This window comes from Chitinophaga sp. (assembly GCF_019236475.1).
GTDB lineage: Bacteria > Bacteroidota > Bacteroidia > Chitinophagales > Chitinophagaceae > Chitinophaga.
Window position 1 is genome coordinate 529,832 of the sequence record NZ_JAFAIX010000004.1, and the last position, 24,549, is coordinate 554,380.

22 protein-coding genes are annotated in these 24,549 nt (G+C 45.8%); 18 read left to right on the plus strand and 4 right to left on the minus strand.

The features are described 5' to 3' along the window. Positions 1–5 precede the first annotated feature (5 nt). The 14 genes from JO154_RS06210 to JO154_RS06275 are packed head-to-tail and all read left to right on the plus strand — an operon-like array spanning position 6 to position 16,769. Positions 6–2,387 carry a tyrosine-protein kinase family protein gene (locus JO154_RS06210; protein WP_291942875.1) on the plus strand — a complete coding sequence of 794 codons (2,382 nt, stop codon included), beginning with the start codon at positions 6–8 and terminating at the stop codon, positions 2,385–2,387. Between the two features lie 18 nt (positions 2,388–2,405). Further along, the gene (locus JO154_RS06215) at positions 2,406–3,692 is read left to right on the plus strand and encodes a nucleotide sugar dehydrogenase (protein WP_291942877.1); all 1,287 of its coding nucleotides are present in this window, start codon (positions 2,406–2,408) and stop codon (positions 3,690–3,692) included. Positions 3,693–3,716: 24 nt separating this feature from the next. Further along, on the plus strand, positions 3,717–4,715 hold the full coding sequence (locus JO154_RS06220; protein WP_291942879.1) for an SDR family oxidoreductase: 999 nt from the start codon (positions 3,717–3,719) through the stop codon (positions 4,713–4,715). 34 nt (positions 4,716–4,749) lie between these two features. Next, positions 4,750–6,039: an oligosaccharide flippase family protein gene (locus JO154_RS06225; protein ID WP_291942880.1), complete on the plus strand. Its 1,290-nt coding sequence runs from the start codon at positions 4,750–4,752 to the stop codon at positions 6,037–6,039. Beyond that, positions 6,036–7,079 (plus strand): hypothetical protein, encoded by a 1,044-nt coding sequence (locus JO154_RS06230; protein ID WP_291942882.1) that lies wholly within the window; start codon positions 6,036–6,038, stop codon positions 7,077–7,079. The genes JO154_RS06225 and JO154_RS06230 overlap by 4 nt, the downstream gene beginning before the upstream one ends. Beyond that, positions 7,076–8,287 (plus strand): O-antigen ligase family protein, encoded by a 1,212-nt coding sequence (locus JO154_RS06235; protein ID WP_291942883.1) that lies wholly within the window; start codon positions 7,076–7,078, stop codon positions 8,285–8,287. The genes JO154_RS06230 and JO154_RS06235 overlap by 4 nt, the downstream gene beginning before the upstream one ends. 18 nt (positions 8,288–8,305) lie before the next feature. Beyond that, positions 8,306–9,370, plus strand: a complete 1,065-nt coding sequence (locus JO154_RS06240; protein WP_291942885.1) for a glycosyltransferase — start codon at positions 8,306–8,308, stop codon at positions 9,368–9,370. 4 nt (positions 9,371–9,374) lie between these two features. Beyond that, complete coding sequence (locus tag JO154_RS06245) at positions 9,375–10,463, plus strand: glycosyltransferase (protein ID WP_291942887.1); 1,089 nt, start codon at positions 9,375–9,377, stop codon at positions 10,461–10,463. Between the two features lie 10 nt (positions 10,464–10,473). After that, complete coding sequence (locus JO154_RS06250) at positions 10,474–11,613, plus strand: right-handed parallel beta-helix repeat-containing protein (protein ID WP_291942889.1); 1,140 nt, start codon at positions 10,474–10,476, stop codon at positions 11,611–11,613. Between the two features lie 39 nt (positions 11,614–11,652). Continuing rightward, a complete protein-coding gene (locus JO154_RS06255) occupies positions 11,653–12,780 on the plus strand; it encodes a glycosyltransferase family 4 protein (protein WP_291942891.1) in 1,128 nt (375 codons plus the stop codon). After that, positions 12,780–13,721, plus strand: coding sequence for an NAD-dependent epimerase/dehydratase family protein (locus JO154_RS06260; RefSeq protein WP_291942893.1), 942 nt, complete (start codon positions 12,780–12,782; stop codon positions 13,719–13,721). The genes JO154_RS06255 and JO154_RS06260 overlap by 1 nt, the downstream gene beginning before the upstream one ends. A 1-nt stretch (position 13,722) precedes the next feature. Then, positions 13,723–14,676 (plus strand): glycosyltransferase family 4 protein, encoded by a 954-nt coding sequence (locus JO154_RS06265; protein WP_291942895.1) that lies wholly within the window; start codon positions 13,723–13,725, stop codon positions 14,674–14,676. Then, positions 14,673–15,203, plus strand: a complete 531-nt coding sequence (locus JO154_RS06270) for a NeuD/PglB/VioB family sugar acetyltransferase (protein WP_291942896.1) — start codon at positions 14,673–14,675, stop codon at positions 15,201–15,203. Before JO154_RS06265 ends, JO154_RS06270 begins: the two co-directional genes overlap by 4 nt. 30 nt (positions 15,204–15,233) lie before the next feature. After that, the gene (locus tag JO154_RS06275) at positions 15,234–16,769 is read left to right on the plus strand and encodes a gliding motility-associated C-terminal domain-containing protein (protein WP_291942898.1); all 1,536 of its coding nucleotides are present in this window, start codon (positions 15,234–15,236) and stop codon (positions 16,767–16,769) included. Here the strand turns inward: JO154_RS06275 and JO154_RS06280 are convergent. Together JO154_RS06280 and JO154_RS06285 are read right to left on the minus strand one after the other, a co-directional pair. Continuing rightward, positions 16,759–17,511 carry a CpsB/CapC family capsule biosynthesis tyrosine phosphatase gene (locus JO154_RS06280; protein ID WP_291942900.1) on the minus strand — a complete coding sequence of 251 codons (753 nt, stop codon included), beginning with the start codon at positions 17,509–17,511 and terminating at the stop codon, positions 16,759–16,761. The two genes, JO154_RS06275 and JO154_RS06280, sit on opposite strands and share 11 nt — an antisense overlap. Positions 17,512–17,551: 40 nt before the next feature. Then, positions 17,552–18,025, minus strand: coding sequence for a GAF domain-containing protein (locus JO154_RS06285; protein WP_291942902.1), 474 nt, complete (start codon positions 18,023–18,025; stop codon positions 17,552–17,554). A gap of 235 nt (positions 18,026–18,260) precedes the next feature. Here JO154_RS06285 and idi point away from each other — a divergent pair, with 235 nt between their 5' ends. Then, on the plus strand, positions 18,261–18,800 hold the full coding sequence (idi, locus tag JO154_RS06290; RefSeq protein ID WP_291942904.1) for an isopentenyl-diphosphate Delta-isomerase: 540 nt from the start codon (positions 18,261–18,263) through the stop codon (positions 18,798–18,800). A 292-nt stretch (positions 18,801–19,092) separates the two neighbouring features. Further along, positions 19,093–20,055 (plus strand): hypothetical protein, encoded by a 963-nt coding sequence (locus JO154_RS06295; protein WP_291942906.1) that lies wholly within the window; start codon positions 19,093–19,095, stop codon positions 20,053–20,055. 39 nt (positions 20,056–20,094) lie between these two features. Here the strand turns inward: JO154_RS06295 and JO154_RS06300 are convergent, their stop codons facing one another. Together JO154_RS06300 and JO154_RS06305 are read right to left on the minus strand one after the other, a co-directional pair. Then, a complete protein-coding gene (locus JO154_RS06300) occupies positions 20,095–21,123 on the minus strand; it encodes a hypothetical protein (protein ID WP_291942908.1) in 1,029 nt (342 codons plus the stop codon). A 27-nt stretch (positions 21,124–21,150) separates the two neighbouring features. Continuing rightward, the gene (locus JO154_RS06305; RefSeq protein WP_291942910.1) at positions 21,151–21,855 is read right to left on the minus strand and encodes a TMEM175 family protein; all 705 of its coding nucleotides are present in this window, start codon (positions 21,853–21,855) and stop codon (positions 21,151–21,153) included. 148 nt (positions 21,856–22,003) lie between these two features. Between JO154_RS06305 and JO154_RS06310 the strand changes: the two genes are divergently transcribed. Both JO154_RS06310 and JO154_RS06315 read left to right on the plus strand, forming a co-directional pair. Further along, positions 22,004–23,350, plus strand: a complete 1,347-nt coding sequence (locus tag JO154_RS06310) for a TolC family protein (RefSeq protein WP_291942912.1) — start codon at positions 22,004–22,006, stop codon at positions 23,348–23,350. 26 nt (positions 23,351–23,376) lie between these two features. Continuing rightward, positions 23,377–24,534 (plus strand): efflux RND transporter periplasmic adaptor subunit, encoded by a 1,158-nt coding sequence (locus tag JO154_RS06315; RefSeq protein ID WP_291942914.1) that lies wholly within the window; start codon positions 23,377–23,379, stop codon positions 24,532–24,534. The last annotated feature ends 15 nt before the right edge of the window (positions 24,535–24,549 follow it).

Genomic DNA, 24,549 nt, shown 5'->3' on the forward strand with positions numbered 1-24,549 from the left:
CGATCATGCAGGAGAATAAATATCAATCTTTCAACGGCAGGAACCCGCTCCAAGGCAATGCTGCAACCGAACCGGAAGCAACACTGGACCTTCGCAAACTGCTGGATCGCCTAGGCCGCTCCTGGTACTGGTTTGTGTTCAGTCTTTTACTGACAGGCACACTAGGCTGGATATATCTGCGTTATGCCACGCCCGGTTATAAAATTAATGCCAAAATCCTGGTAGAGGATAAACAGAAAGGGGCAGATATTCCTGGCGCTGATATCTTACAGCAAATGGAAATGTTCACCAGCAAAAGCAGCGTGGACAATGAACTGGAGATTATCAGCTCCCGTTCCTTGATGGAAAAAGTGGTGAGAGATGAACGGTTATATATTCGTTACCTCGTGGAAGGGCGACTGAAAAAAACAGAACTTTATGGTAATACGCCTTTCACCATGGAATGGCTATCGCTGAAAGATAGCCTGGCAGTAGCGAACTACATACTAACCCCACTGGGGAAAGATAGCTTCCAACTGAGTACCGACACCTGGAAGAAGATAGCTGGTTGGGGAGACACGATTCAATCTGTCGCAGGGTTACTCCGCATGGATAGGCATACCGAATATCCCCTCGATCACCGCGAATATACCCTGGAAGTCAGCCCAGTGGATAAAACCGTAGCGGATTATCTGCGCCAGTTGGACGCAGGTATTCCCAACAAACAAGTAAGTACCATCGAGCTTACTATGTCCTCTGATATTCCTCGTAAAGGAGAAATGGTGCTCAATAAACTCATTGATACGTATATGCGTGCCAGTGTGGAAGATAAAAACCGCATCGCCGATAGCACCATCGCTTTCATCGATAACAGATTGACTATCGTAACTGCGGAATTATCCGGCGTGGAAAAGAATATCCAGCGCTTCAAAGAGGCCAATCAACTGGCCGACCTGGGAGAACAAGCCAAACTGCTAGTGGCAGGTACCGGCGATTCCCGTAAACAACTGATCGACCAGCAGGTGAAACTGAATGTGGTAGAATCGCTGGAACAATACGTCAAAGATGAAAAGAACAACAAAAGGGTAGTGCCTTCGGCCATCGTCGTACAGGACCCTACTTTTGTGAGTCTCGTTGAAAAATACAATACCCTCCAACTGGAAAGGGAGCGCTTACTACTGGCCAATACCGAAGGCCATCCGGTGATTCATAACATCGATGTACAACTGGCCGGGCTTCGCAGCGATCTGCTCAGTAATCTGAGTACTTTCAAAAAGGGGATCGAGCTAAGCCTGGAAGCGATGCAAACCAATGCGGGCAACCTAAATAAGCAAATCCAAAAGGTGCCATCCACAGAAAGGGTATTTTTAGACTATTCTCGCCAGCAGGCCATTAAACAGGAGTTATACCTGTACCTGCTGAAGAAACGCGAAGAATCGGCCATTTCTAAGTCGTCCAACCTGGCTATTGCCCGGATCATAGACCCAGCTAAAAGTGATCCTAAGCCTTTTAAACCCAAGGGTTTGTTTATCTATCTGATCGCCTTTATCTTTGGTATGGGCTTACCGGCAGGGATTTTCTACCTGGCAGACCTGTTGAACAGGCGTATCCGCAGTAGGGAAGAAGTACAATCCCTCACACCGGTGCCTGTATTGGCCGAAATTGGACATAATACAGAAGGAGAACTATTAGTGGTTAGAAAGGATGTAAGAACCCCGTTGGTAGAGCAATTCAGGGCATTGCGCACGAATCTGCAATTCATCATGACCAATCCACAGGAAAAAGTAATTTTACTAACTTCCAGTATGAGTGGTGAAGGTAAATCCTTCGTAGCCACCAACCTGGCAGCGGTGATTGCCCTTTCTGGTAAAAAAGTAGTGCTGCTGGAATTGGACCTGCGCAAACCCAAAATTTCAGAAAACCTTGGCCTTAGCAATCATACCGGCTTCAGTACTTACGCTATCGGTAAATCAGCCATAGACGCCGTGATTAAACCTTCTGGTATACACGAAAACTGTTGGATGATTTCCTCTGGTCCAATCCCTCCAAATCCGGCGGAATTGCTCCTGTTGGAAAATACCGGCCTGCTCTTTGCAGAACTGCGCAAAATGTTCGACTATATCATCGTAGATACGGCTCCGGTTGGCCTCGTTACAGACGCCCAACTACTGGCAAGATTTGCAGATGCGTCGCTCTACCTGATGCGCCAAGGTTATACCTTCCGCGAACAGGCTAAACTGACAAAAGACTTGATGCAACACCAGAAAATGCCTCGCCTCAATATCATCATCAATGATGTGAAACAAGGCACTTCCTACGGTTACGGATATGGCTACGGTTACGGCTATATGGAAGATGAAGAGAACAAACCAATGATCAAAAAAATTAAAAACGTATTCAGCAAATAAATTTTTATTGAAAACACTATGAATCAGGATATTAAAATTGGAGTTATTGGCCTGGGCTATGTAGGATTACCGCTCGCCGTGGAATTTGCCAAAAAATATAAGGTAATAGGATTCGATATCAACGCCGCCAGAGTGGCTGACCTCATGGGCGGTAACGATCATACCCTGGAGGTAAGTGCCGATCAGCTCAGCGCTGTACTGACGGATTGCACTACCCCCACCGGATTGTATTGTACCAATGAACTGGAACGCATCGCTCCTTGCAATGTCTATATCGTAACAGTGCCTACTCCTGTTGATAAAAATAACAGACCAGACCTGACGCCACTCTTTAAAGCCAGCGAAACAGTTGGAAAGGTGCTGAAAAAAGGAGATATCGTGGTGTATGAATCCACCGTATATCCTGGTGTAACAGAAGAGGAATGCGTACCTGTACTGGAAAAACATTCCGGCCTCCAGTTCAATAAGGATTTCTTTGCAGGATACTCTCCAGAACGCATTAACCCCGGAGATAAAGAACATACGGTTTCAAAAATTCTGAAAGTAACTTCCGGCTCTACACCTGAAGTAGCAGAAAAAGTAGACCAACTGTATCGTTCTGTGATCACAGCAGGTACCCATAAAGCAACTTCCATCAGAGTGGCAGAAGCAGCGAAAGTGATCGAAAATGCGCAAAGAGATATCAATATTGCTTTTGTAAACGAACTGGCTAAAATATTCAATCGCCTCGGCATTGATACAGACGAAGTATTGAAAGCTGCCGGTACTAAATGGAACTTCCTCAAATTTAAACCAGGATTAGTAGGTGGCCACTGCATTGGGGTTGATCCGTACTACCTGGCGCAAAAAGCACAAGAAGCCGGTTACCATCCGGAGATTATCCTCGCTGGTCGCCGCCTCAACGATGGAATGGGCGCCTATGTGGCTCAGGAAGTGATCAAATTGATGGTGAAGAAAGATATTCCCGTGAAAGGTGCGAAAATACTGGTATTGGGCGTAACCTTCAAAGAGAACTGCCCAGATGTAAGAAATACCAAAGTAGTGGATATCCTGAATACACTGGCGGATTACGGCACCAATATCACGATCTACGATCCATGGGCTACGCCTACAGAAGTAGAACATGAATACGGCTGGAAATCACAGCAGGAGCTGAACACCGCTTGTGACTATGATGCAGTGATTCTCGCAGTGGCACACGATGCTTTCAATGAGCTGAACATTAACAAGCTTTGTAAGAATCGCGCAGTGGTATACGATGTAAAGGGTGTGTTACCGAAAGAAATCACGGATGCACGCCTGTAATTGCTCATCTCTCAAAAAATAATCATGTACGATAAACCATATCATAACGATATTTTAAATGATAAATCCTTCCTGATTACTGGAGGCGCAGGCTTCATCGGCTCCGGCCTGGTGGAATACCTGCTGAAGTATGGCGCAAAAAAAGTGCGCGTACTGGACAATTTCTCCACAGGTAGTAAAGATAATATCCAACAACACTTCAATAATCCGCACTTTGAACTGATGGAAGGGGATATCCGCAATCCGGAAACCTGCCGCGAGGCGGTAAACGGTATGGACTATGTGAGCCACCAGGCTGCATTAGGCTCTGTTCCTCGTTCTATCAATGATCCGCAGACTTCCAACGATGTCAATATCACCGGCCATTTGAATATGCTGGTGGCTGCAAGAGATGCGGGCGTGAAAAGATTGGTATATGCCGCCAGCTCCAGCACTTACGGGGATCATCCGGGATTGCCAAAGGTGGAAGAGCACATCGGTAAACCATTATCGCCATATGCGATTACGAAGTATGTTAATGAATTGTATGGAGACATCTTCTCTCGTACTTACCAATTTCACACGATAGGTCTGCGCTATTTCAATGTGTTCGGGCCACGTCAAAACCCACGCGGGCCCTATGCAGCAGTAATTCCACTGTTCGTAGAGGCGGCGCTGAAAGGAGAAGCACCTTTTATCAATGGCGATGGAGAAACCAGTCGCGATTTCACCTTCGTGGAAAATGCAGTGCAGGCCAATATTAAAGCCCTGCTGCTGCCGGAACTAAAACAACATGAAGTGATCAATATCGCCTTCGGAGAACGTACTACACTCAACCAGCTTTGGGAAGTGATTACCTCGCTGGCAGGCGTACAAATCCCGGCGCAATACCGCGATGAGCGTGCCGGCGACGTTAGACACAGTCTCGCTAATATTCAGAAAGCGAGTAACCTAATTGGATATAAACCGGAATTTTCCGTACACCAGGGCCTGAAACTGGCCTATGACTGGTATGCTGCCAACTTGCAGCAATCTGCCGTTTAATATGATACCGCAGTAGCGGTTGAGAAACCTTTTTATGAATTTAACCATATCCAAGCTACGACGCAAGTGGTCAAACACTGCCGTGAAATACCGGCTGCATGCCCCTAAGCAACTGTCAGGCGAACATAAAACCCTGATCAAGAACTTCGGCGCACTCTCGGTACTGCAAGGTCTGAACATGATATTGCCGCTGATCACGCTGCCATATGTACTCCGTATTTTCGGTACGGAAAAATATGGGGTGATTGTGCTGGCAAACTCCCTGCTGGCTTATTTCCAGAGCTTTGCAGACTTCAGCTTTAATATCACCGCCACCAGAGATGTGGCTGTTCACCGCCATAGCAACAATGCACTCAGTCTTATTTACAGTCGCGTACTCTCTGTAAAATCTGTACTAGTCCTGTTTTCATTCCTCTTATTTCTGCCGCTAGTACTTTACGTACCACAGTTTGCAGATAATAAAATGGTTTTCCTACTGGCATTCCCAGCATTGGCGGGCTATGCGCTATTCCCGGAATGGTTTTTTCAAGGTATGGAAGAGATGAAGTTTATTACCATCCTTTCTGCTTGCATAAAAATTTTCTTCACCATCTGCATTTTCGTATTTATTCATCGCCAGGAAGATTTCTTCCTCTATCCGCTGTTCAATGCGCTGGGATATATAGGCGCGGGACTATATGCGCAATACCTGCTGCATACCAGGTACCGCCTGCGTTTCCGCTTTATTGGCATCCGGAAGATACGGCAGGTGCTACGGAATAATTTCAACATCTTTATCAACCAATTTCTGCCCAATCTCTACAACAACTCCACCACCTTTCTGCTGGGTATGCTCACCGGCAACGCAGCAGTAGGGGTGTATGGGGCGGCAAAAAGCTTGATTGAAGCGGCTAATACTGGCCTCAACATATTGTCAAGAGTGTTTTTTCCTTTTCTCAACCGCAACAGCGGCGCCTTTGATAAATTCCGCAAATTGATCCTAGCAGCGGGGATCGCATTGTGCGCAGGCATTTGTGCACTGTCGATTCCCATCGCCAGGATCTTTCACCTGAAAGGAGGCAATGCGGTATGGATGCTCTGTATCATGGCGGTCAGTATCGTTTTTATGGCGATGTACTACTGCTACGGCACCAATTACTTCATTGTGAAAAGAGAAGATAAACTGGTGATGAAAAATACAGTGCTAGCCTCTGTAACAGGTTTCGTAATGGCTTTCCCCTTGATTATGCTCTTTTCCGGAATAGGAGCGGCCTTAAACCTCGCTATAGCAAGAGGCCTCATGGGAATCGGCCTTTGGTGGAAATATAAAAAAGAAAGAAAATGAAACTAGCCATTCATCATACTCCCGGCTCCTTTAGCGATCGCTGGATAACTTATTGTCGCGATAACGGTATCGACTATACGTTGGTTGATTGCTACCGCAATGATATCCTGGTACAACTGCAAGACTGCGACGCGCTCTTATGGCATTGGCATCACGGGGATTATAAAGCGGTGCGCTTCGCGCGACAACTTACCCTCTCCCTGGAATCCGCCGGCAAAGTAGTGTTTCCAGATACGCATAGCGCCTGGCACTTCGATGATAAGGTAGGCCAAAAATACCTGATGGAAGCATTGAAAGCTCCCATGATACCGTCCTTTGTATTTTATGATAAAACAACTGCATTAGATTGGATCTCTAAAACCAACTTCCCTAAAGTGTTTAAACTGAGGGGAGGGGCAGGCGCCTCTAATGTACGACTGGTCCATACTGCTGCAGATGCACGCAGACTGGCCAATAAAGCCTTCGGCCGCGGATTTGCAGCCCGTGACCGTTTTAATCGCTTCAGAGATGCGTTGTGGCGATTTAAACGCGATAAAAACAGGGCTGCTTTCCTCGGTCTGTTCAAAGGAATTGGCAGAATATTCTTTCCTACCATTTACGAGAAAATGCAGGGGAAAGAAAAAGGCTATCTCTATATGCAGGAATTTATGCCAGATAACGGCTACGATACCCGCATCATTGCGATCGCCGGAAAAGCCTTTGCCATCCGCAGGTACAACCGCAAGAACGATTTTCGCGCTTCCGGCAGCGGGGTCATTGGCTATAACAAAGAACTATTCGATGAACGATGTGTACGCATCACCTTGGACCTGGCAGAGAAAATGAAATCTCAGAGCCTGGCCCTGGATTTTATTTACGATGCACAAAATCAGCCACTCATCGTAGAAATGAGCTATGGCTTCGCCATGAAGGTGTATGACGATTGTCAAGGATATTGGGATCAAGATTTGAACTGGCACGAAGGCCCTTTTGTGCCACAGGATTTTATGATGGAAACAGTGATAGAACAGGTGTTAACGCGTAAACCGGTGTACTCATGAAGCCATTGCCAGTAAAAATATTGGTGTCGATGTTCATCATGAGCCTACTATTCCTAAACAAGGAATGGCTGGTGATCTATGGATGGGGGATTACTGCGCTGATGTATTTCACTTTCTTCTTGGATCTGCAAAACGTAAGGACATTTAGCTTCCGCTCCAATGTGCATGGCTACAGGATTTTCCTCTTGGCCATGCTCGCATTACTGTCTACCCTTTGGTCCCCAGATGCGGAGGCCACTTTGCAACACGCTTTTGTATTATTCATACTGGTGGCTAATAGCTTCGTGCTGTACTATTTCCTGGTCAGGTACCAACTGCATGGCATGATAACAACGATCGTACTGGTGTACGCTTTCATCAATTATTCACTGGCATTAGGACTTCCAGTATTTAAGTTCCTGGAAAACCATGACGATGAAATGATGCGGTTTATTGGTACGGAATTGAATCCGAACTACCTGTCTATCATGTTGATGTTTTCAATTTTTCTGAGCCTCCTCGCATTTCACCGGCATCAATTGAAAACCCGCGCTGCACAGGGCTTGCATCTCCTTAATATCCTGCTGGCTTTATATACAATTTTTCTTACTGCCTCCAGGAAAGGGATCGGATTTAGTTTGCTCCTGATTTGTTTCTATGGACTGATTCATATCAAAAGTTTACTCGGTTCATTCAAAACAATTGCAGTCGGTGTGATCGCCATTTTCGCTATTTCTTTCTTTATGAAAGGCGATTTCATCAACGAAAATATTGCGCCCGCGATGGACCGTATAGGACGATTGTTCCTTACCATTGGTGGCCGTGATAACGAAGGCAGTACGGAAGACAGGGTGCGGTTCATCCGCGAAGGTTGGGAGCAGTTTACGGCAAGCCCTATCATCGGCTATGGCGCTGCCAGCTTCCGTTACTATTATCATTTCTACGCACACAATAACTACATAGAATTACTCTTCGGGGTAGGTTTCCTCGGACCTATCATCTATTACAGTATTCATCTATCTATTTTGAATAAGCTTCGGAAATACAGCACCGGCCTTTTCCTCGCTGCGTTCTTAATCGTGTTGATGCTGATGGATGTAGGGCTGGTAGCCTACTACGATAAACGAATTATGTTGATGTTGCTGTTGATTATTATTACAGCAGACAGGGAAATCCAGGAAAAGCAACTGGCAGACAGTTTGCGCCGATTCCCGCTGAGCCTTAATTAACGGTTAATACGATGGTGAATGAAAAAGAAGATTGCGTTTATACTACCCAGTTTAAAAGGCGGAGGTGCTGAAAAAGTGGTGATGAATATCATCAATTCCCTGGATACTACCCAGTTGGATATACACTTGATCGTCATCTGTCCGGCCTACGACTATATCGATCTGCTGACGCAACAAGTGAAAGTGATCAGATTAGAGAAACCCAGTACCAGTGCAGGTATTCGGGATATTTACCACGTGATGAAAGAGCTGCAACCACAGATCGTGTTTACCACCCTGAATCATATCAGTATTATCAGCATTCTCATGCGCCGCCTAACCGGCGGAAAGTATGTCAATGTGGTGCGCTTGCCAACCTTGCCTAGTAATATGTTGGGTGCCGGTATGAAAGGAAAAGTAGAACGATTCCTGAATAAAAAAGTGCTTCGTCATGCGCATCATGTGATTGCGCAAACCGCCAGGATGAAGGAAGAGGCAGAAACCTTTTATGGTATAGCTGCTAAGAAAGTCAGGCATATTCCCAACCTGGTGAATACGCAACAGGTGGAAACGATGGCCAATGAACTGATTAACGTTTACGATTACACGCGATTCAATATTGTAGCCGCAGGGTCCCTATATTCTGCAAAAGGATTTGATGTATTGATAAAAGCAATGCCTGCGGTATTGCAGGCCATTCCGCATGCCCGCCTGCATATATTGGGTAGAGAAAATATGGAACCCGGATATAGCGAATACTTACGGAAGCTCGTCAATGAATTTTCGTTGGGAGACACGGTCCTGTTCCATGGCTTTAAATCCAACCCATATCCGTATTTCAGGGAAGCGGACCTGTTTGTGCTATCCTCCCGCAAGGAGGGGTTTCCAAATGTAGTGCTGGAAGCACTGTTGCTGGGAACTCCCGTTGTAGCCACCAGTTGCGTGGATTTCAAAGGCGTCATAGAACCTGGTATAAATGGTTATGTGGTACCGGTGGAAGATGAAAAGAAACTGGCTGCAGCAATAGTAAATGCAAAAAACCTCTCTGCTCCGAAATTGGCAGTCAGGAATTTTGATTATTCCTCATTTTTTATGTCCGTTTAAGCTGATGAGCCATCGTAAAATTTTATTCGTAATCACCACCCTTGGATTTGGGGGCGCTGAAAGTCAGCTCCTGGGCATCATTCCAGCGCTGGCCGACAGAGGGTATGATGTCTCCCTACTAACTATCAAATCAGATCTAGGTCTACTCAACAGGCTAGATAAAAGGGTCAGGCATTTCCACCTGGGATTGAATGGGGCTAAAACCATGCTCCATGCCTGGAAACAATTGAAACAGGTGATGAAGAAAGTACAACCAGATATCGTACACACGCACCTCTATCACGCCAATCTCCTAGGCCGATTGATTAAACTGCGATATCCAGGTATTCGTGTCATCAATACTTCTCATAGTAATTATGATGCCCGCAAAAGAATGATCAGTCCATATCTCTTTTATCGACTGACCAACAAATGGGTGGATTATCATACGGCAGTTTCGGCACCCGCTTTGGAACGATTACAAGAAAAAAAGAGCATTGATGCCAACAGATCTGCTGTGGTGTATAATGCGATCGATGTAGAATTATTTGCACAGCCTGCTGAAAAACAGGTACAGCCTGTGTTTCGCTGGATTGCAGTAGGCCGATTAATAGAAGTGAAAGATTATCGTAACCTGATTGATGCTTTGCAATTATTGTTTCGTTCGGGCATTCCTTTTTCATTGGATATTGCCGGGGATGGTGATTTGAAACAGGAACTCAAAGCACAAACGGAATTAGCAGGACTCAACAGAAATGTGAAATTCCTTGGACTGGTAAAAAATATTTCTGCCATCATTCCGGAATATGATGGCTATGTAATTTCCTCTCGCAGCGAAGGTATGCCCATGGCGCTGTTGGAGGCCATGTCTGCAGGACTACCAGTTACTGGCACAGATGTAGGCGGTATTCGCAGTATTGTGGAGGGGGCAAATGGTGGTATCATCGTTCCGCCAAGAGATCCAGTGGCATTGTCGGCCGGTATGATGGAATTGATGAAAACAGATGTCCATACCCGAAAAGAATATGGTAGCCGAAATGCTGCATTTGTAAGGAATAATTTCGGAAAATCCATGATACTCAATACATGGGAGGCTATATACGAAAATCATTAAAACTTAGTATATGCGCAGACGTTGTTTAACCTTTACAGCCTGCCTCTGGTTATGTGTAGGTTGTTATGCTCAGGATGCTTTCCGCTACCGGAATTTACCATCCACTTATAGTAATAGTCAAGCTGCTACACAATTTCGCAGTGCTGCTGTTAATGATAATGCCACTGCTTTTGATTTGACAACCGCTTTGCCACAAGGCTATGTAAAAGATGGATCTGTAGACTATACGAGCCAGTTGCAGTCGGCCATCAATACCCATAGTGTGGTAAAAATGCCCAACTTCCCTGTCATGGTCAATGATGGAGGCTTGTCACTGAAAAGTAACAGCACCGTTATGTTTCAGCCAAATTCCGCCCTGGTACTACAACCTACGGGAAAGCCGAAATATGCTATCCTGCGTATGCTGGATGTACAAAATGTGAAAGTCTATAATCCGGTGGTCATCGGCGACAGAGACCAACACAAAGGCAATGGCGGAGAATGGGGGATGGGGATAGACATTCGTTCTAGTGATAATATCAGTATCTATAATCCCCGTGTGTCGAAATGTTGGGGAGACGGCATTTACATTGGCCAAGCAGAGAAAATGAATGCTAATACCAATATCACTATTTACAATGCCTTCGTAGATAATAACCGTAGAAATGGTATTACGATTGGTTCCGTGAAAGGATTGAAGTTAATTCAACCAGTGGTGAGCAATACTTCCGGCACCTTGCCGATGGCGGGTATCGATATAGAACCGAATAGTAGTCAAGATGCAGTAGATGATATCACAATAGATCGGGCAGTAACTTTCAATAATGAAAAATATGGTATTGTTATTGGACTGTCCCGCTTGCCAGGACCCGATCAGAAACAAGTGAATATTACCATTAATAAACATACAGATGATGGTAGCGGCAGCGCATTCTGGATGGGTGGAACAGATGCTCACTACACCGCTGCGGATAAACCGCTAGCAGGAAGTATACAAGTATTAGATCCTGTCTGGAAGAATAATGCAGTGCCTTTTAAAGGAGCTAAAACATATGACTATGCGCCACCTTCAAAGTTTAGAAATATTTCTATTCAAAAACCTGGTAGCAACAATGAATTGGATAAGCTGAAACGCATGCAAGCCAACAAGAAAAACCTGAATATAGAATAAGCGCATTTAGAAAAACCGAGAAAATTTTAACCATATTTCATGAAGCTGTTTATCGTTGTAAACGTAGACTGGTTCTTCCTGTCTCATAGGCTGCCCATTGCCCTGGCAGCCAAACAGGCGGGTTACGATGTAACTATCGTTACCGCAGATACCGGACGCGCGGAGGAAATCCGCAGTCATGGCTTAAAGGTGATTGACCTACCCTTTAAGCGCTCCGGTACTAATATGAAAGAAGAACTCAATACCATTCGCCAACTGTTACGCCTATATAAACGACATAAACCGGATGTACTGCATCATGTAACCATTAAAGTAGCCTTATACGGTAGTATCGCCGCCAGGTTATGTAAGATTAAAGGTATTGTCAATGCTATCAGTGGCCTGGGATATAACTTCACCGCAGGCCGAAAAGGGTTAGCACAGAAAGTACTGCTTACTATGATGAAGTTTGGATTCCGTGGCGGCAACAAACATTTCATTTTTCAAAATGAAGATGATGTACAAGTCTTTCGTTCCCTGCGCATCGTAGAAGATCGGGATGTCACACTCATCAAGGGTTCCGGCGTAGACCTGCAAGAATTTAATTATATGGTCAAAGCGCTGGTGCCAGGAAAAGTGAAAGTGGTATTACCTGCGCGCATGTTGCGCGATAAAGGCGTCATAGAATTCATTACCGCCGCCAACTTGGTCCGCAAAGAATTACAGGATAAAGCGCAATTCATTCTCGCAGGTGATGTAGACCATGAAAACCTGGCCGCCATCCCGGAAGAGGAATTACGTTCCCTCACAGACGGCGACTACATCAAATGGATCGGCTATCAGAAAAATGTACGTCAGTTACTACAAGAATCAGACCTGGTGGTATTGCCCTCTTATCGGGAAGGATTACCTAAATCACTGATAGAAGCTGCTGCAGTAGGGCGTCCTATTATCACCACCGATGTTCCCGGCTGCAGGGAATGCGTCATCCATGATTATAACGGTTTCCTGGTACAGGCAAAAGATGCGGAAGCACTGGCAGCAGCCATGCGCCGACTCATCCTCTCCGAAGACCTGCGTAAGCGCATGGGCGCACACTCCAGGACATTGGCGGAAAAAGAATTTGGCGTAGATAAAGTAGTAGAGAAAACATTACATATATACAGAAACTTGGCAAAAGTATCTTAATGAAGGTATTAATGAGTGGTTATCGTGGCTTTGCAGGTACTAACCTCATGGCGTATACGAAAGAGAAGTGGTATGTTACCGGCCTTACCCGTCGGCGGGAATCCCATGAGGAGCCCACCAGTGTGATTACATGGGATGAATTGGCGAATAGCGCACTGCCGCAAGTAGAGGCCGTGGTGCACCTGGCAGGTAAAGCGCATGATATGAAAAATACCAGTGCGCCAGCCGCTTATTTTGAGGCCAATACCTACCTCACACAACAACTGTTTGATCGCTTTCTACAAAGCGATGCGAAATATTTTATTTATTGCAGTAGCGTGAAAGCTGCTGCGGATGAGGTCACCGGCATCCTCACAGAGGAGTCCGCGCCTAATCCTAAAACAGTCTACGGCAAATCCAAACAGATGGCGGAGGCATACCTGCAACAGCAGTTACTTCCCAATGGCAAATACTTGTATATCCTGCGTCCTTGCATGATTCACGGACCAGGGAATAAAGGCAATCTTAACCTCTTGTATGGATTTGTAAAACGCGGTATTCCTTACCCTTTATCAGCCTTCGAAAATCGACGCTCTTTTTTGTCTGTAGAAAATTTATCCTTCATCATTCAGCAGTTGCTGGAAAGCAACGGCCGTATTCCTTCTGGCGTTTATAACCTGGCCGATGATGAATCACTTTCTACCAACGACCTCATTCACATCATGGAAGAGGTAACGGGGAAGCATATACGCAAATGGCATATTAAACCGTCTCTTATTAGGAATATGGCGAGAATTGGAGATTTTATCCGCTTTCCGCTCAACACGGACCGCCTCCAGAAGCTGACGTCTTCCTACGAAGTATCGAACAAAAAAATCAAACATGTGCTGGGGCTGGACAGGCTTCCTACGGATGCCCGTTCCGGCCTGACGGCCACTATCCGAAGTTTTCAATCCGAATAATATGAATTATCTCATCATCACCTGTATTTTGCTGGCCGCTATCCTGATCTATTTCAAGATAGCAGACCAACTGAATATTATTGATAAACCTAATCAGCGTAGTTCTCATACTGTGGTAACCATTCGGGGGGGAGGGATTGTCGTCCCCCTGGCGGCCATCTGCTACATCCTATTTTTTCACCAGGTTTCCTGGTTGATAATTGCCGGGCTATTGCTCATCAGCGCCGTCAGCTTTGCTGATGATGTGAGTAGTCTTTCCAGCAGGGTCAGGCTCCTAGTACAATTAACTGCAGTAGCACTCATGCTCTTTGGCTTGGGGGCGCTGCAGTCATGGCCCTGGTGGATTACGGCCATCAGTTTTCTCCTCATGGTGGGCGTCATCAATGCTTACAACTTCATGGATGGTATCAATGGGATTACTGGCTTGTATAGCTTGGTGGCATTGTTGAGTCTGTGGTATATTAACGTGTACGAATACACGTTCACAGACCCTGCATTTATCATTTGTCCCATCATTGGATGCCTAGTATTTCTCCTCTTCAATTTCAGAAAGAAAGCAACATGTTTTGCAGGAGATGTAGGCAGCGTGGCCCTTGGTAGTTGGGTGACTATCCTGCTACTGTGGCTGATTTGGGGCAGCAATGACCTGCGATACATCCTGTTATTAGCAGTATACGGATGTGATACGGTATTAACGATCATCCATCGCTTATTCTTGGGTCAGAATATTTTTGAAGCACACCGAATGCACTTTTATCAAATCTTAGCAAATGAGCAACGCGTGCCGCACCTGGTGGTAAGCACCGGCTATGGCATATTACAACTGGCCATCAATATCATGGTGCTAAACACGCATTGGAATTTCATGACCACATTAGTAGTAAGCTGTTTGCCACTAGTGGCGATCTATACCAGTATGAAAAATAGACTGATGACTAAACCTATTGCATTATGAAAAAAGAAGTAGTGATATATGGCGCTGGCGGACATGCGCGCGTGATAGCTTCCTTGGTTAAAAATCATCTCCGCGAAGTGAGTTGCTTCTTCGATGACCAGGAATCCAAACAGGGCAATGTATTGCGTTACGATAAAGCAATTTTTCCTGATGCAGAAATGATCATTGCAGTAGGCAATAATACAGCGAGGCAGCGACTGGCACAGGAAGTGGCGCATGACTTCGGCACCTTCGTACATCCTGCTGCCACAGTGGATACGGATGTAATATTAGGCGAAGGCACCGTAATACTGGCGAATGCGGTGGTACAAGCCAACGTAAAAATTGGCGCACATGTGATTATTAATGCTGGAGCGGTGGTGGATCATGATGCTATCGTGGAAGACTATGTACACATAGCGCCGAATGCTTGCATTGGCGGAGGTGCACATATAGAAAAAGGCGCTGTAATCGGCGCTGGAGCAGTGGTGTCCCGCTTTGCCAGGGTTAAAGCCAATACGGCTGTCCCTCCGCTGACAGTAGTATAGATGTGAACTTATTTATAGAAAACCATGCAGATGATGAAAACCCTTACAGCTTTGATGGCTGTAACCCTATTGAACAAATCGCTTTCTGCACAGGATATCAGCTTGGGAAATCCTTCTATAGAAGGGCCTCCCAAGGCTGGTAATGTGCCACCTCCGTGGATAAGAGCATTTGAATCTCCTGATACACAACCCGGATATTACGGTATTTCCCTTCCTGCTTCCCATGGTAAAACCTATGCAGGCTTTATCCTAGGAAAACGTTGGCAAGAAGGCATTTTCCAGCAACTGCCAACGCCGATGAAAGCCGGCAGTAGCTACCAGGTGTCTTTCGATCTGGCTTTCCCACCTCGCTACGACACACTCACACTTTGTACGGGTACCCTGGCCGTGTACGGCAGTAATAGCACGACTGAAAAAGGGGATATACTGTGGCAATCAGGTACTTTCAATCATGAAAATTGGACGCGGTATACCGCCAGTTTCAGGCCGGAAAAAGATTACGCCTATATTCTTTTTATGCCGTATCTACCGCCTTCTTGTGGTGGCAGACAATATACTGGTGCATTGATAGACAACGTCAGCTCCAAATTGGCACAGGTGCCGGAGCTACAGTTTGAACAACAACCTACCTGCAAGGGAAAGAGTACTGGTATGATTAAAGTCATTCCTACTGGAGGGCAGGCCCCGTACACTTATCACTGGCAACATGGGCCCACTACAGGCCAGTTGAAAGACCTGAGTGAAGGCACTTATACGGTTACCGTAAATTCCGCCAATGGTACCAGCGTCAGTAGAACCGTTAACGTAAACGCTTATACGCTGGAAGCGAAAGCAGTTCCGAAAGAACCACTTTGCCATGGCGATGCAAATGGAAGTTTGGCATTACAACCATTGAATGGCGTGCCGCCTTACCAGTATGGTGTAGGAAATGAGGTAGTGTTTCAGGGAGACTCGATCTTCTCCAACCTGCGGGCAGGCACTTATACATATGGAGTGGCGGACGCAGTGGGATGTGTCATGCGGGCTAAAACAGTGCTTCCGGAGCCTGCTACTGTGGCGCTCACGAATACAAAAATTCATCATGTCAGTTGTATAGAAACCATAGATGGTCGTATACTCCTGCACGTTAGTGGCGGAACGCCGCCCTATACTTATAGTCTTAATCAAGGCCCCTGGCAGGCGGATAGCAGCTTCCACGGACTGGATGCCGGACAATACGCGCTACAGGTAAAAGACCAAAATAATTGTGCTGTAACAGGACAGGCAGAAATCATTCGCTATATCAGGGAATGTGCGGTATTTATGCCCAATGCCTTCTCACCAAATGGGGATGGCATCAATGATATCTTTCGGGCAAAAGTACATGATGATGTACGCGATTACCGATTGGCCGTTTATAACCGATGGGGAGAACTCATGTTTGAATCCAGAGACGCGGAAGCTGGTTGGGACGGTACTTTCAAAGGACAGCCGGCGAACACGGAAGTATACGCCTGGGTACTGACGTATACGGATAGTCACCAGCAGGCCCGAAAGCAAACAGGTTCTGTTACGCTTATTCGGTAACAGGAATCGACGCATTTTTAAATGGATAAGCTTCCAAGGTTTGACGGAGCTTTTTATTAGTAGCAATATCCCTGATCGCCTGTAAATGCTTATGATGATGCAAATCTGTACCTATGTAGTCAATCCAGCCTTTTTGCAACAGATATTCTGCCGCCTGTTTGATATGTTTTCCATAATAACCGGTCAACGACAATAGATTCACCTGCATCATACAGCCTCTTTCCCTATACTTGGCATATGATTCGGGATGCTGATGGTGATAGGCGTATCGCTCTGGATGTGCCAGCAGTGGCTGATAGCCGGCTGCCTGTAAGTCGAACAGCCACTGAAATATCTGCGGAGGAGCAGACATAAAAGACATTTCCACCAATACGACGTTGTCGAAAATTTTCATTAACGGCTGCTCCAGTAATTGTGGGAGGTCCTCATCCAGGTAATATTCTCCTGCATGACGAAAGGGTATATTATTTCCATCTTCCATCAACGCAGCTTTCACCTGTTTGAAAGGTTCGGAGAGGGTATGTATACTATTGGGAAATCGATCCATCATTACATGCGGCGTCGTAATGATCTGGCGTATTCCCATCTGCTGCAGGGCATTGATGAATTCCAAACTGGTGGCGGTATCCTGCACACCATCGTCAACAGCCGGTAGCAGGTGAGAATGCAGGTCTGTACCCATAAAGGCAAGCAATGCTTCCGTACTGACCTGCGATGAAGAGCGTCTGCGAAATAAAAACATAATAGGTTCCGAATAAAGATATGATCAATAAGATCACGCTTTACATCGAAATTAATGCCACAATCTCTTCCAAGTATTGTTTATCTGTTTCGTCAAAATGGGAGAGTAGCTCACTGTCTACATCTAGCACGCCTTTCACAATGCCGTCGCGGATGATAGGCACTACTATTTCAGAACGGGAAAGACTACTACATGCAATATGTCCGGGAAAGGCTTCTACATCTGGCACTACCAATGTGGCCGCCTGTGCCCAGCTAGTACCACATACTCCTCTTCCTTTACGGATGCGGGTGCAGGCAACAGGTCCTTGGAAGGGGCCCAGTACCAATTCTTCGTTTTTTACGAGGTAGAATCCTACCCAAAACCAATTAAACTGCTCTTTCAGCGCCCCGGCAATATTGGCCAGATTTGCTATCAGATCTGGCTCCCCGTCTATTAATCCTTTGATCTGCGGAAGCAGGGAGAGGTACTGTTCCGCTTTTTCTCCTTTAGATATTTTTAAATCTTCAGCCATTTCTCAAAGGTAGGACAAAGTTCTGCTGCGAAGAAAATTACAGACTTCACAGTATTGTCATTCCTGTATTACCGAATGTTAAAATATTTGACAATTCTGGTATTTATATCGTATATTTATCCGAGTAACCATTAGCAATATCAGTAAACCAGTCCAAAATTTCGGCGTGAAAAAAAATCCATTAATTGCGAGGAGTACGCATAATAATCCTTAATTAAAATATCTTTGCTGCGCTATGAAACATCCTGAAGTAATACTGGTAAACGAATCCGATGAGCCGATAGGAACAATGGAAAAATTAGAGGCCCATGAGAAGGGATTATTGCACAGGGCTTTTTCCGTTTTTGTAATAAATGATGCGGGGGAAATCCTGATCCAACAACGTGCATTGGATAAGTACCATTCAGGAGGCCTATGGACCAACACCTGTTGCAGTCACCCTGCTCCAGGAGAAACAACACTGGCCGCTGCTCACCGCCGTCTTTATGAAGAGATGGGATTTGATTGTCCGCTACAGGAGATATTCTCCTTTACTTACAAAAATGTTTTTGACAATGGTCTTACCGAACATGAATTCGACCACGTGTTCGTTGGGACTTACAACGGTCTTGTCCGCCCGGACGACGCTGAAGTCAACAGTTATCAGTATCTGCCAGCTAATCAGGTACTGTCTATGATGGAAGCGGAGCCAGAAAGCTTTACCGTATGGTTTCACAGGGCATTGCCAATGGTGTTGGAGCACCTCAAAATGACCACAAGTGAAGTGAAGGCATAACCGGTATTTTCCGGTGCCATCCTATGCTGATTTTTTCTGCAGATTGCTGTCGCGATTTAGATGTTTGCTGTCGGCACTTTACCTCCGCTGACAACTGTGTCATTTACCCGCTTTTGGTCCAATTTTAACTGTATCGATTTACCGTTAACCGAGCACCCATGCCGCTTTGTGCACGCGGCATCAAAAATCTCATGTCCGTTTTAAATCGGTGGCATCACCCTTAAGATGCCATTGCCAATACCGCTATGCCGCATTTTCTAAACCATCATAGTCAACTTAAAATCAGAGGCACATGAATGCTATCCAACTTCCAGAACTGAGGTTCCCTTTCCCTTCCCGTGTAAGTCCACGCGCAAACGATGCTCAGCAACATCTCAACACCTGGGCACAGGCTTACGGTTTATTGCCAACCGATGAGGCACTTATGAAATTCGACAAAGCCCGTTTTGCATGGCTCGTAGCCAGAACTTTCCCGGATGCACCTTTTGAAGAACTTTGCCTAATCGCCGATTTTAACGCATGGTTATTCCTTTTCGATGACCAGTGCGATGAGGCCGCACAAGGCAAAAAATCAGCCTATCTCCGTACCATTATGACGGGATTGCTAGACATTCTCCGCAATAACAAGGTGTACAGCCCCGTGGATGCAGGCCCTTTCCCTGCGGCATTGTCCGACGTGTGGGCACGGATGCGCGCTATCAGTAAACCTGCCTGGAGACTCCGTTTTATCAGAAGTGTACAGGACTATTTTGAAGCATGTATCTGGGAATCAGAAAACCGCGAAGCCGGTAAAACACCATCCGTAAAGGATTACATTCGTATGCGCCCATTCACCGGCGCACTGCTGGCAGATGTAGATGCCATCGATATTATTGAAAAAATTTACCTGCCAGATGAAATGCTGCAAAACCCTATCCTCCAAAGGATGATCCAAGCCTGCAATAATGTGGTCTGCTGGACAAACGACATCATTTCCTGCCAGAAAGAAGCCCTCCAAGGCGACGTGCATAACCTAGTACTCGTACTCCATCAAGAGAAAAATTACAGCCTCCAAGAGGCAGTAAATGAAGCTACGCAGATGACGAGAGAGGAACTGGCCATTTTCCTCGTATTGGAACGATTACTCCCCAATACGGAAAATTATGAGCTACTCCGCTTCGTTTCTGTACTGAACAGTTGGATGATCGGTAATTATGAATGGGCGGTGCTGGATACCAAAAGGTATCAACTGGGCCAGGCGGTACTGGTGGGCTGATAAAAAAACAGCCAGCATCGTAAAGATGCTGGCTGTCAACTATTTTTTTACATATCTCCGCTCTATCAACCGGCCCAGCCCCCAGAAGGAAAGCGCCAGTATGGCAAAAAATAATCCCTTGTTCGTTCGGTCCCACAAATACTCAAAATAACGGGTATATAAATCCAATAGAAAAAATATCACTGCCATATCCCGTACCACAGGGTCTTTGCGCTGAAGGGAATAAATGAAAGTAAGTATACACTGCGCTGTAAATATAAATACCCAGAACAAAAGCTGATGCTGCCGCACCTGCTGCCATTCAGCCCAAGTACCTGAGTTACCAAAGATGGATATGAGCCAGCCAGACATCAAAAATAATAACCAGCCGCCGGTATACGTCAAATCCTTGATCGGTGTATACAACTTGGTATTTTTCATGATAGCGCCGGCAATGACCAATAGTGCGCCCAGCACAGCCATCCTGCATGGTAGATTCATGCCTAAGAAGTAGGCCGCGTCTCCCGTTATATAATAAGATAACTTCACATACGCTGGAATCAACGCAATTAATGTGGCTACCCAAATTAAACGGGATTCTAACGTTAATGCCAGTACGCCATATATAATAGTGGCCAGCAACCAGAACGCACCATAATTACCACCCAGGTAATCCAAGGATTTCCCCAAGTATACTACGGTAACGCCTGTACTAAGCACCGGCAACAACCAATAAAGCTCCCGGTTAAACGAAAATCCATACTCATGCCGCTTACGCCGCCAACCCTGGTAACAAAGCACCACCGTGATAATCCCAAACAATAACGCAATAACGCCATCCGTGAGTGAGAATTTCTTCCGGATAATCTCAATCCATTTCTCATCTAGCACCAATGAACCAAATGCCATCAGGGCACAGGATATCGACGCTATAAAAATATATAACGCAATCGTCTGCCAATCACTGGTCCTGGCTTTAATACTGTCTTTCAGTTGTCGGGCTTGATCCTCAGAAATGACAGCCTGTTGCTGCCACTCGGTAATGGCCCTATGAAGGAGATGCGCCTCCCTGTTGTCTACTTCTGGCATTTCTTTCAATAATGTGTTTCCGGATAATTATGTGGTTTTATCTACAATATGTACAGCTCTAAGCGTATTTCTTTTCTTGATCTTCAGTCTGAAATGGTTGAAGAATGCCAATGCCGGAATAGTCCAATAGCTAAGCCACTGATAGTGGACGTTTTCTGGGAAGAAAAAATAGACCGTGGTGATGACGGTAAACCCAGTAGCCATTGTCAGGAAATTATATTTATACCGCTGGTACATGATCTCTTTCTCTGTCCAGTGGCCCGGCATTGCTAAACTAGGATTCTTTTGGAATACATAATAACTAATCCAAAACAAGGCCGCCAGCGCGCCCGCCAAGTTGCACAAATACATGAACAACGGCAAAATAAAATGCGCTTTTACATGCATCATGGCCGATGCTGTAAAGGGAAAGGTGACGATGAAAAACAGGAAAAACAGGTTCCTATTCAGCAATCCGGTATCATAATGCTGCAGAAACCGAAATAACTGCAAATGCCGACGCCAGAAATTTCCTAGAAAAATAAAGGTGGCGGCAAATGTACAAAACTCAAAAAGAACGGGTTTCAAATAGGGCATGTAATTCTCTACAGGTACGGTATTCGGGATATCGGGGAGCTTGATCTCAATGATAAGCAAGGTAATTGCAATAGCAAATACCGCATCACTGAAAAGAATCAATCGCTCCAGCTCAAATTCACGATGCTCAGGTTTGGGTTCCTTGATAACAGACATTGACATAATTGGAGTGAATCTTTTTACTTGATATCAGCAATATACAAAGTATCCGGGAAAGCACCCCATCTGCCGCTTTTCTTTCAACATTTTCAACATTTCATTGTTATCTACCATGACAACCGTCTTAGACCGTCAATGATTTTATATGCGTGGCTCCCATTTGCTGTTATCTCTACTGCTAATTTCCGGACTCCAGACTGCCTTTGCTCAGGTGGATACGGCGCATGCTGGAACTTATGCCTTCAATCTCAATGATTGTATCCAGTATGGTATGGCCCATCATCATGATGTGGTGAACGCCCACTTGGATGTCGAATTCTCCAAAGAACAAGTGAAGGAGGCTACTGCCAAATTCTTCCCTCATGGCACCATCACAGGTGCCCTGAATGATAATCTCAAATTGGCAACTTCCCTCATCCCGGATTTAACAAATCCCAGTTCCGGCGTAAAAGTCCCCGTGCAATTCGGTACCCACTTCAATTCTAATATAACCGGGCAGTTAGACCAGACGATTTTTAACAGCGATTATTTCCTAGGACTCAAAGCTTCTCGGGTATACACAGATCTATCCACCAAAACAGCTACGCGTACAAATATTGATACCAAAGTGGCCATTACCAAGGCCTATTACGCGGTACTCACCAACGAGGAAAGTATCCGCCTCACGAAATCCAATCTCCAACAACTCACTAAAACCCTCCAAGATACTAAAAGTCGCTACGACGCTGGTACGGCGGAAAGGGTAGACGTGGATCGTATACAAGTATCCTATAATAATACGGTAACCCAAGTGGGCAACCAAATACGCATGCTCGTATATACGTTACAGTTGTTGAAATTCCAGATGGGAATGCCGCAAGCGGAACAACTTGAACTCGTGGAAACAGTCAAGGACCTGAAAGTGGACGATTACGCCGGCGACACAGTCAATTACCGCCCAGAAGACCGAATCGAATACGGCATCCAAAGCACCCAGATCGCGCTCTATGAACTCCAGCTCAAAAGCAAAAAATTGGCTTACCTGCCCACGCTTTCCGCTTTTGTCAATTATGGCTGGAACTATTTCTCTGCTGATTTCGGAGAACTCTATAAACATGGCTATGGGGCCTCCGTACTAGGACTCACCCTCAACTGGCCCATTTTCACGGCTACAGAACGCCTCCACCAAATCCGGGAAAACCAGATCACCGTGAAGAAATCCAAAAATGACCTGGACTACCTGGTACAACAAATCCAAGTGGAAGTGAAAAGTGCAAACACTACTTACGAGAATAATAAAGACAGTTATGTCACCGCAAAGCAAAACATGGATCTCACCCAAGGTATTTATGACCGCATCGTGCTGAAATATGATCAAGGGGTGAGCACCTCGCTGGATGTGCTCTCAGCAGAAAATGAACTGACAACTGCCAGAACAAATTATATCAACGCCATGCTGAATATCCTGGTCAGCAAAACAGACCTGGACAAAGCTACTGGCAGAATCAAGTAATTCGTCAATCGTAATTTCTTCTCCATATGTATCCAAACAAAAATTCAAACATATTTCTTGTTGCTACAGTGGTAGTTTTCAGCGCCTGTGGCGGAGGAAAGAAGAAGCAGCAGCAGGCGATGATGATGGCACAGATGAAAGCAACTGTGGTCCCCTATACAGTGCAAGCAGGATCTTATACGGTTGTGGAGAAGTTTCCAGCCACCCTCACCGCCAACAATATCGTGGAAATCAGAGCGGATGTTACTGGCTTCTTGACTGCCATCAAAGTACCTGATGGCTCCAATGTCACGAAAGGACAGGTGCTCTACGAACTGGATAAAAGTCGCTATTCTGCGGTGCTCAGCCAGTCGGCCGCCTCCCAACAACAGGCGGAAGCAGACCTTGCCCTACGCCAACGTGATTACGACCGCTACCAAAGCCTCCTCGAACATGATGCGATCTCTAAACAAACGGTGGATCAAGCCAAGACGGCCCTCCTCACGGCGCAAGCCAATGTGGCTGCAGCTAAAGCAGCAGTGGCCCGCGCTGGTACAGATGTGAACCATTCACTCATCAAAGCGCCAGTAAGCGGTAAAATCGGTATCGTGCAAATCAAAGTGGGTGATATCGTCAACGCTGGCCAAACGCTTATCAATACCGTGGTAAATGAAACGCCCATGTATGTGGACTTCGATGTGCCACAATCCCGCGTACAAGAATTTACCAAGCTGAAACATAGCCCCGGCGATATCAAATTCTACCTGCAATTCACCAACGGCGAACGCTATAATGAGCCAGGCACCATCCGTACGATCAACAATATGGTCGATCCTTCTACCGGTACGGTGAAAGTGCGACTCTCATTCGCGAATAAAGACAGGCTCCTCACTTCCGGTATGAGCCTGGTGGTGCTCATGCAATATGCTACAGCAGCTACCCAACTCGCCATCCCCGCAAAAGCAATCGTACAGAATCTTTCTGAAACCAGTGTTATGCTGCTGACGAAAGATAATGTGGTGAAACCACAACCCATTTCTCCAGGTGCCTTAGCGGATACCATGTTGCTGGTGAATAGCGGTCTTAACCCGGGAGATAGAATAGTGGTGGAAGGACTACAACGCGTCAGACCAGGAGATACGGTAAATGTGGCAGGAGCAACACCGCCACCAGCAACACCACCGGCAGGAAAACCTGGGAAATAATCATCAAAACGGCCT

Excerpts from the sequence above, each read along its gene's own strand:
- JO154_RS06210 (WP_291942875.1), top strand. The coding sequence starts at position 6 with ATGCAGGAGAATAAATATCAATCTTTCAACGGCAGGAACCCGCTCCAA.
- JO154_RS06215 (WP_291942877.1), top strand. The coding sequence starts at position 2,406 with ATGAATCAGGATATTAAAATTGGAGTTATTGGCCTGGGCTATGTAGGA.
- JO154_RS06220 (WP_291942879.1), top strand. The coding sequence starts at position 3,717 with ATGTACGATAAACCATATCATAACGATATTTTAAATGATAAATCCTTC.
- JO154_RS06225 (WP_291942880.1), top strand. The coding sequence starts at position 4,750 with ATGAATTTAACCATATCCAAGCTACGACGCAAGTGGTCAAACACTGCC.
- JO154_RS06230 (WP_291942882.1), top strand. The coding sequence starts at position 6,036 with ATGAAACTAGCCATTCATCATACTCCCGGCTCCTTTAGCGATCGCTGG.
- JO154_RS06235 (WP_291942883.1), top strand. The coding sequence starts at position 7,076 with ATGAAGCCATTGCCAGTAAAAATATTGGTGTCGATGTTCATCATGAGC.
- JO154_RS06240 (WP_291942885.1), top strand. The coding sequence starts at position 8,306 with ATGAAAAAGAAGATTGCGTTTATACTACCCAGTTTAAAAGGCGGAGGT.
- JO154_RS06245 (WP_291942887.1), top strand. The coding sequence starts at position 9,375 with ATGAGCCATCGTAAAATTTTATTCGTAATCACCACCCTTGGATTTGGG.
- JO154_RS06250 (WP_291942889.1), top strand. The coding sequence starts at position 10,474 with ATGCGCAGACGTTGTTTAACCTTTACAGCCTGCCTCTGGTTATGTGTA.
- JO154_RS06255 (WP_291942891.1), top strand. The coding sequence starts at position 11,653 with ATGAAGCTGTTTATCGTTGTAAACGTAGACTGGTTCTTCCTGTCTCAT.
- JO154_RS06260 (WP_291942893.1), top strand. The coding sequence starts at position 12,780 with ATGAAGGTATTAATGAGTGGTTATCGTGGCTTTGCAGGTACTAACCTC.
- JO154_RS06265 (WP_291942895.1), top strand. The coding sequence starts at position 13,723 with ATGAATTATCTCATCATCACCTGTATTTTGCTGGCCGCTATCCTGATC.
- JO154_RS06270 (WP_291942896.1), top strand. The coding sequence starts at position 14,673 with ATGAAAAAAGAAGTAGTGATATATGGCGCTGGCGGACATGCGCGCGTG.
- JO154_RS06275 (WP_291942898.1), top strand. The coding sequence starts at position 15,234 with ATGATGAAAACCCTTACAGCTTTGATGGCTGTAACCCTATTGAACAAA.
- JO154_RS06280 (WP_291942900.1), bottom strand. The coding sequence starts at position 17,511 with ATGTTTTTATTTCGCAGACGCTCTTCATCGCAGGTCAGTACGGAAGCA.
- JO154_RS06285 (WP_291942902.1), bottom strand. The coding sequence starts at position 18,025 with ATGGCTGAAGATTTAAAAATATCTAAAGGAGAAAAAGCGGAACAGTAC.
- idi (WP_291942904.1), top strand. The coding sequence starts at position 18,261 with ATGAAACATCCTGAAGTAATACTGGTAAACGAATCCGATGAGCCGATA.
- JO154_RS06295 (WP_291942906.1), top strand. The coding sequence starts at position 19,093 with ATGAATGCTATCCAACTTCCAGAACTGAGGTTCCCTTTCCCTTCCCGT.
- JO154_RS06300 (WP_291942908.1), bottom strand. The coding sequence starts at position 21,123 with ATGCCAGAAGTAGACAACAGGGAGGCGCATCTCCTTCATAGGGCCATT.
- JO154_RS06305 (WP_291942910.1), bottom strand. The coding sequence starts at position 21,855 with ATGTCTGTTATCAAGGAACCCAAACCTGAGCATCGTGAATTTGAGCTG.
- JO154_RS06310 (WP_291942912.1), top strand. The coding sequence starts at position 22,004 with ATGCGTGGCTCCCATTTGCTGTTATCTCTACTGCTAATTTCCGGACTC.
- JO154_RS06315 (WP_291942914.1), top strand. The coding sequence starts at position 23,377 with ATGTATCCAAACAAAAATTCAAACATATTTCTTGTTGCTACAGTGGTA.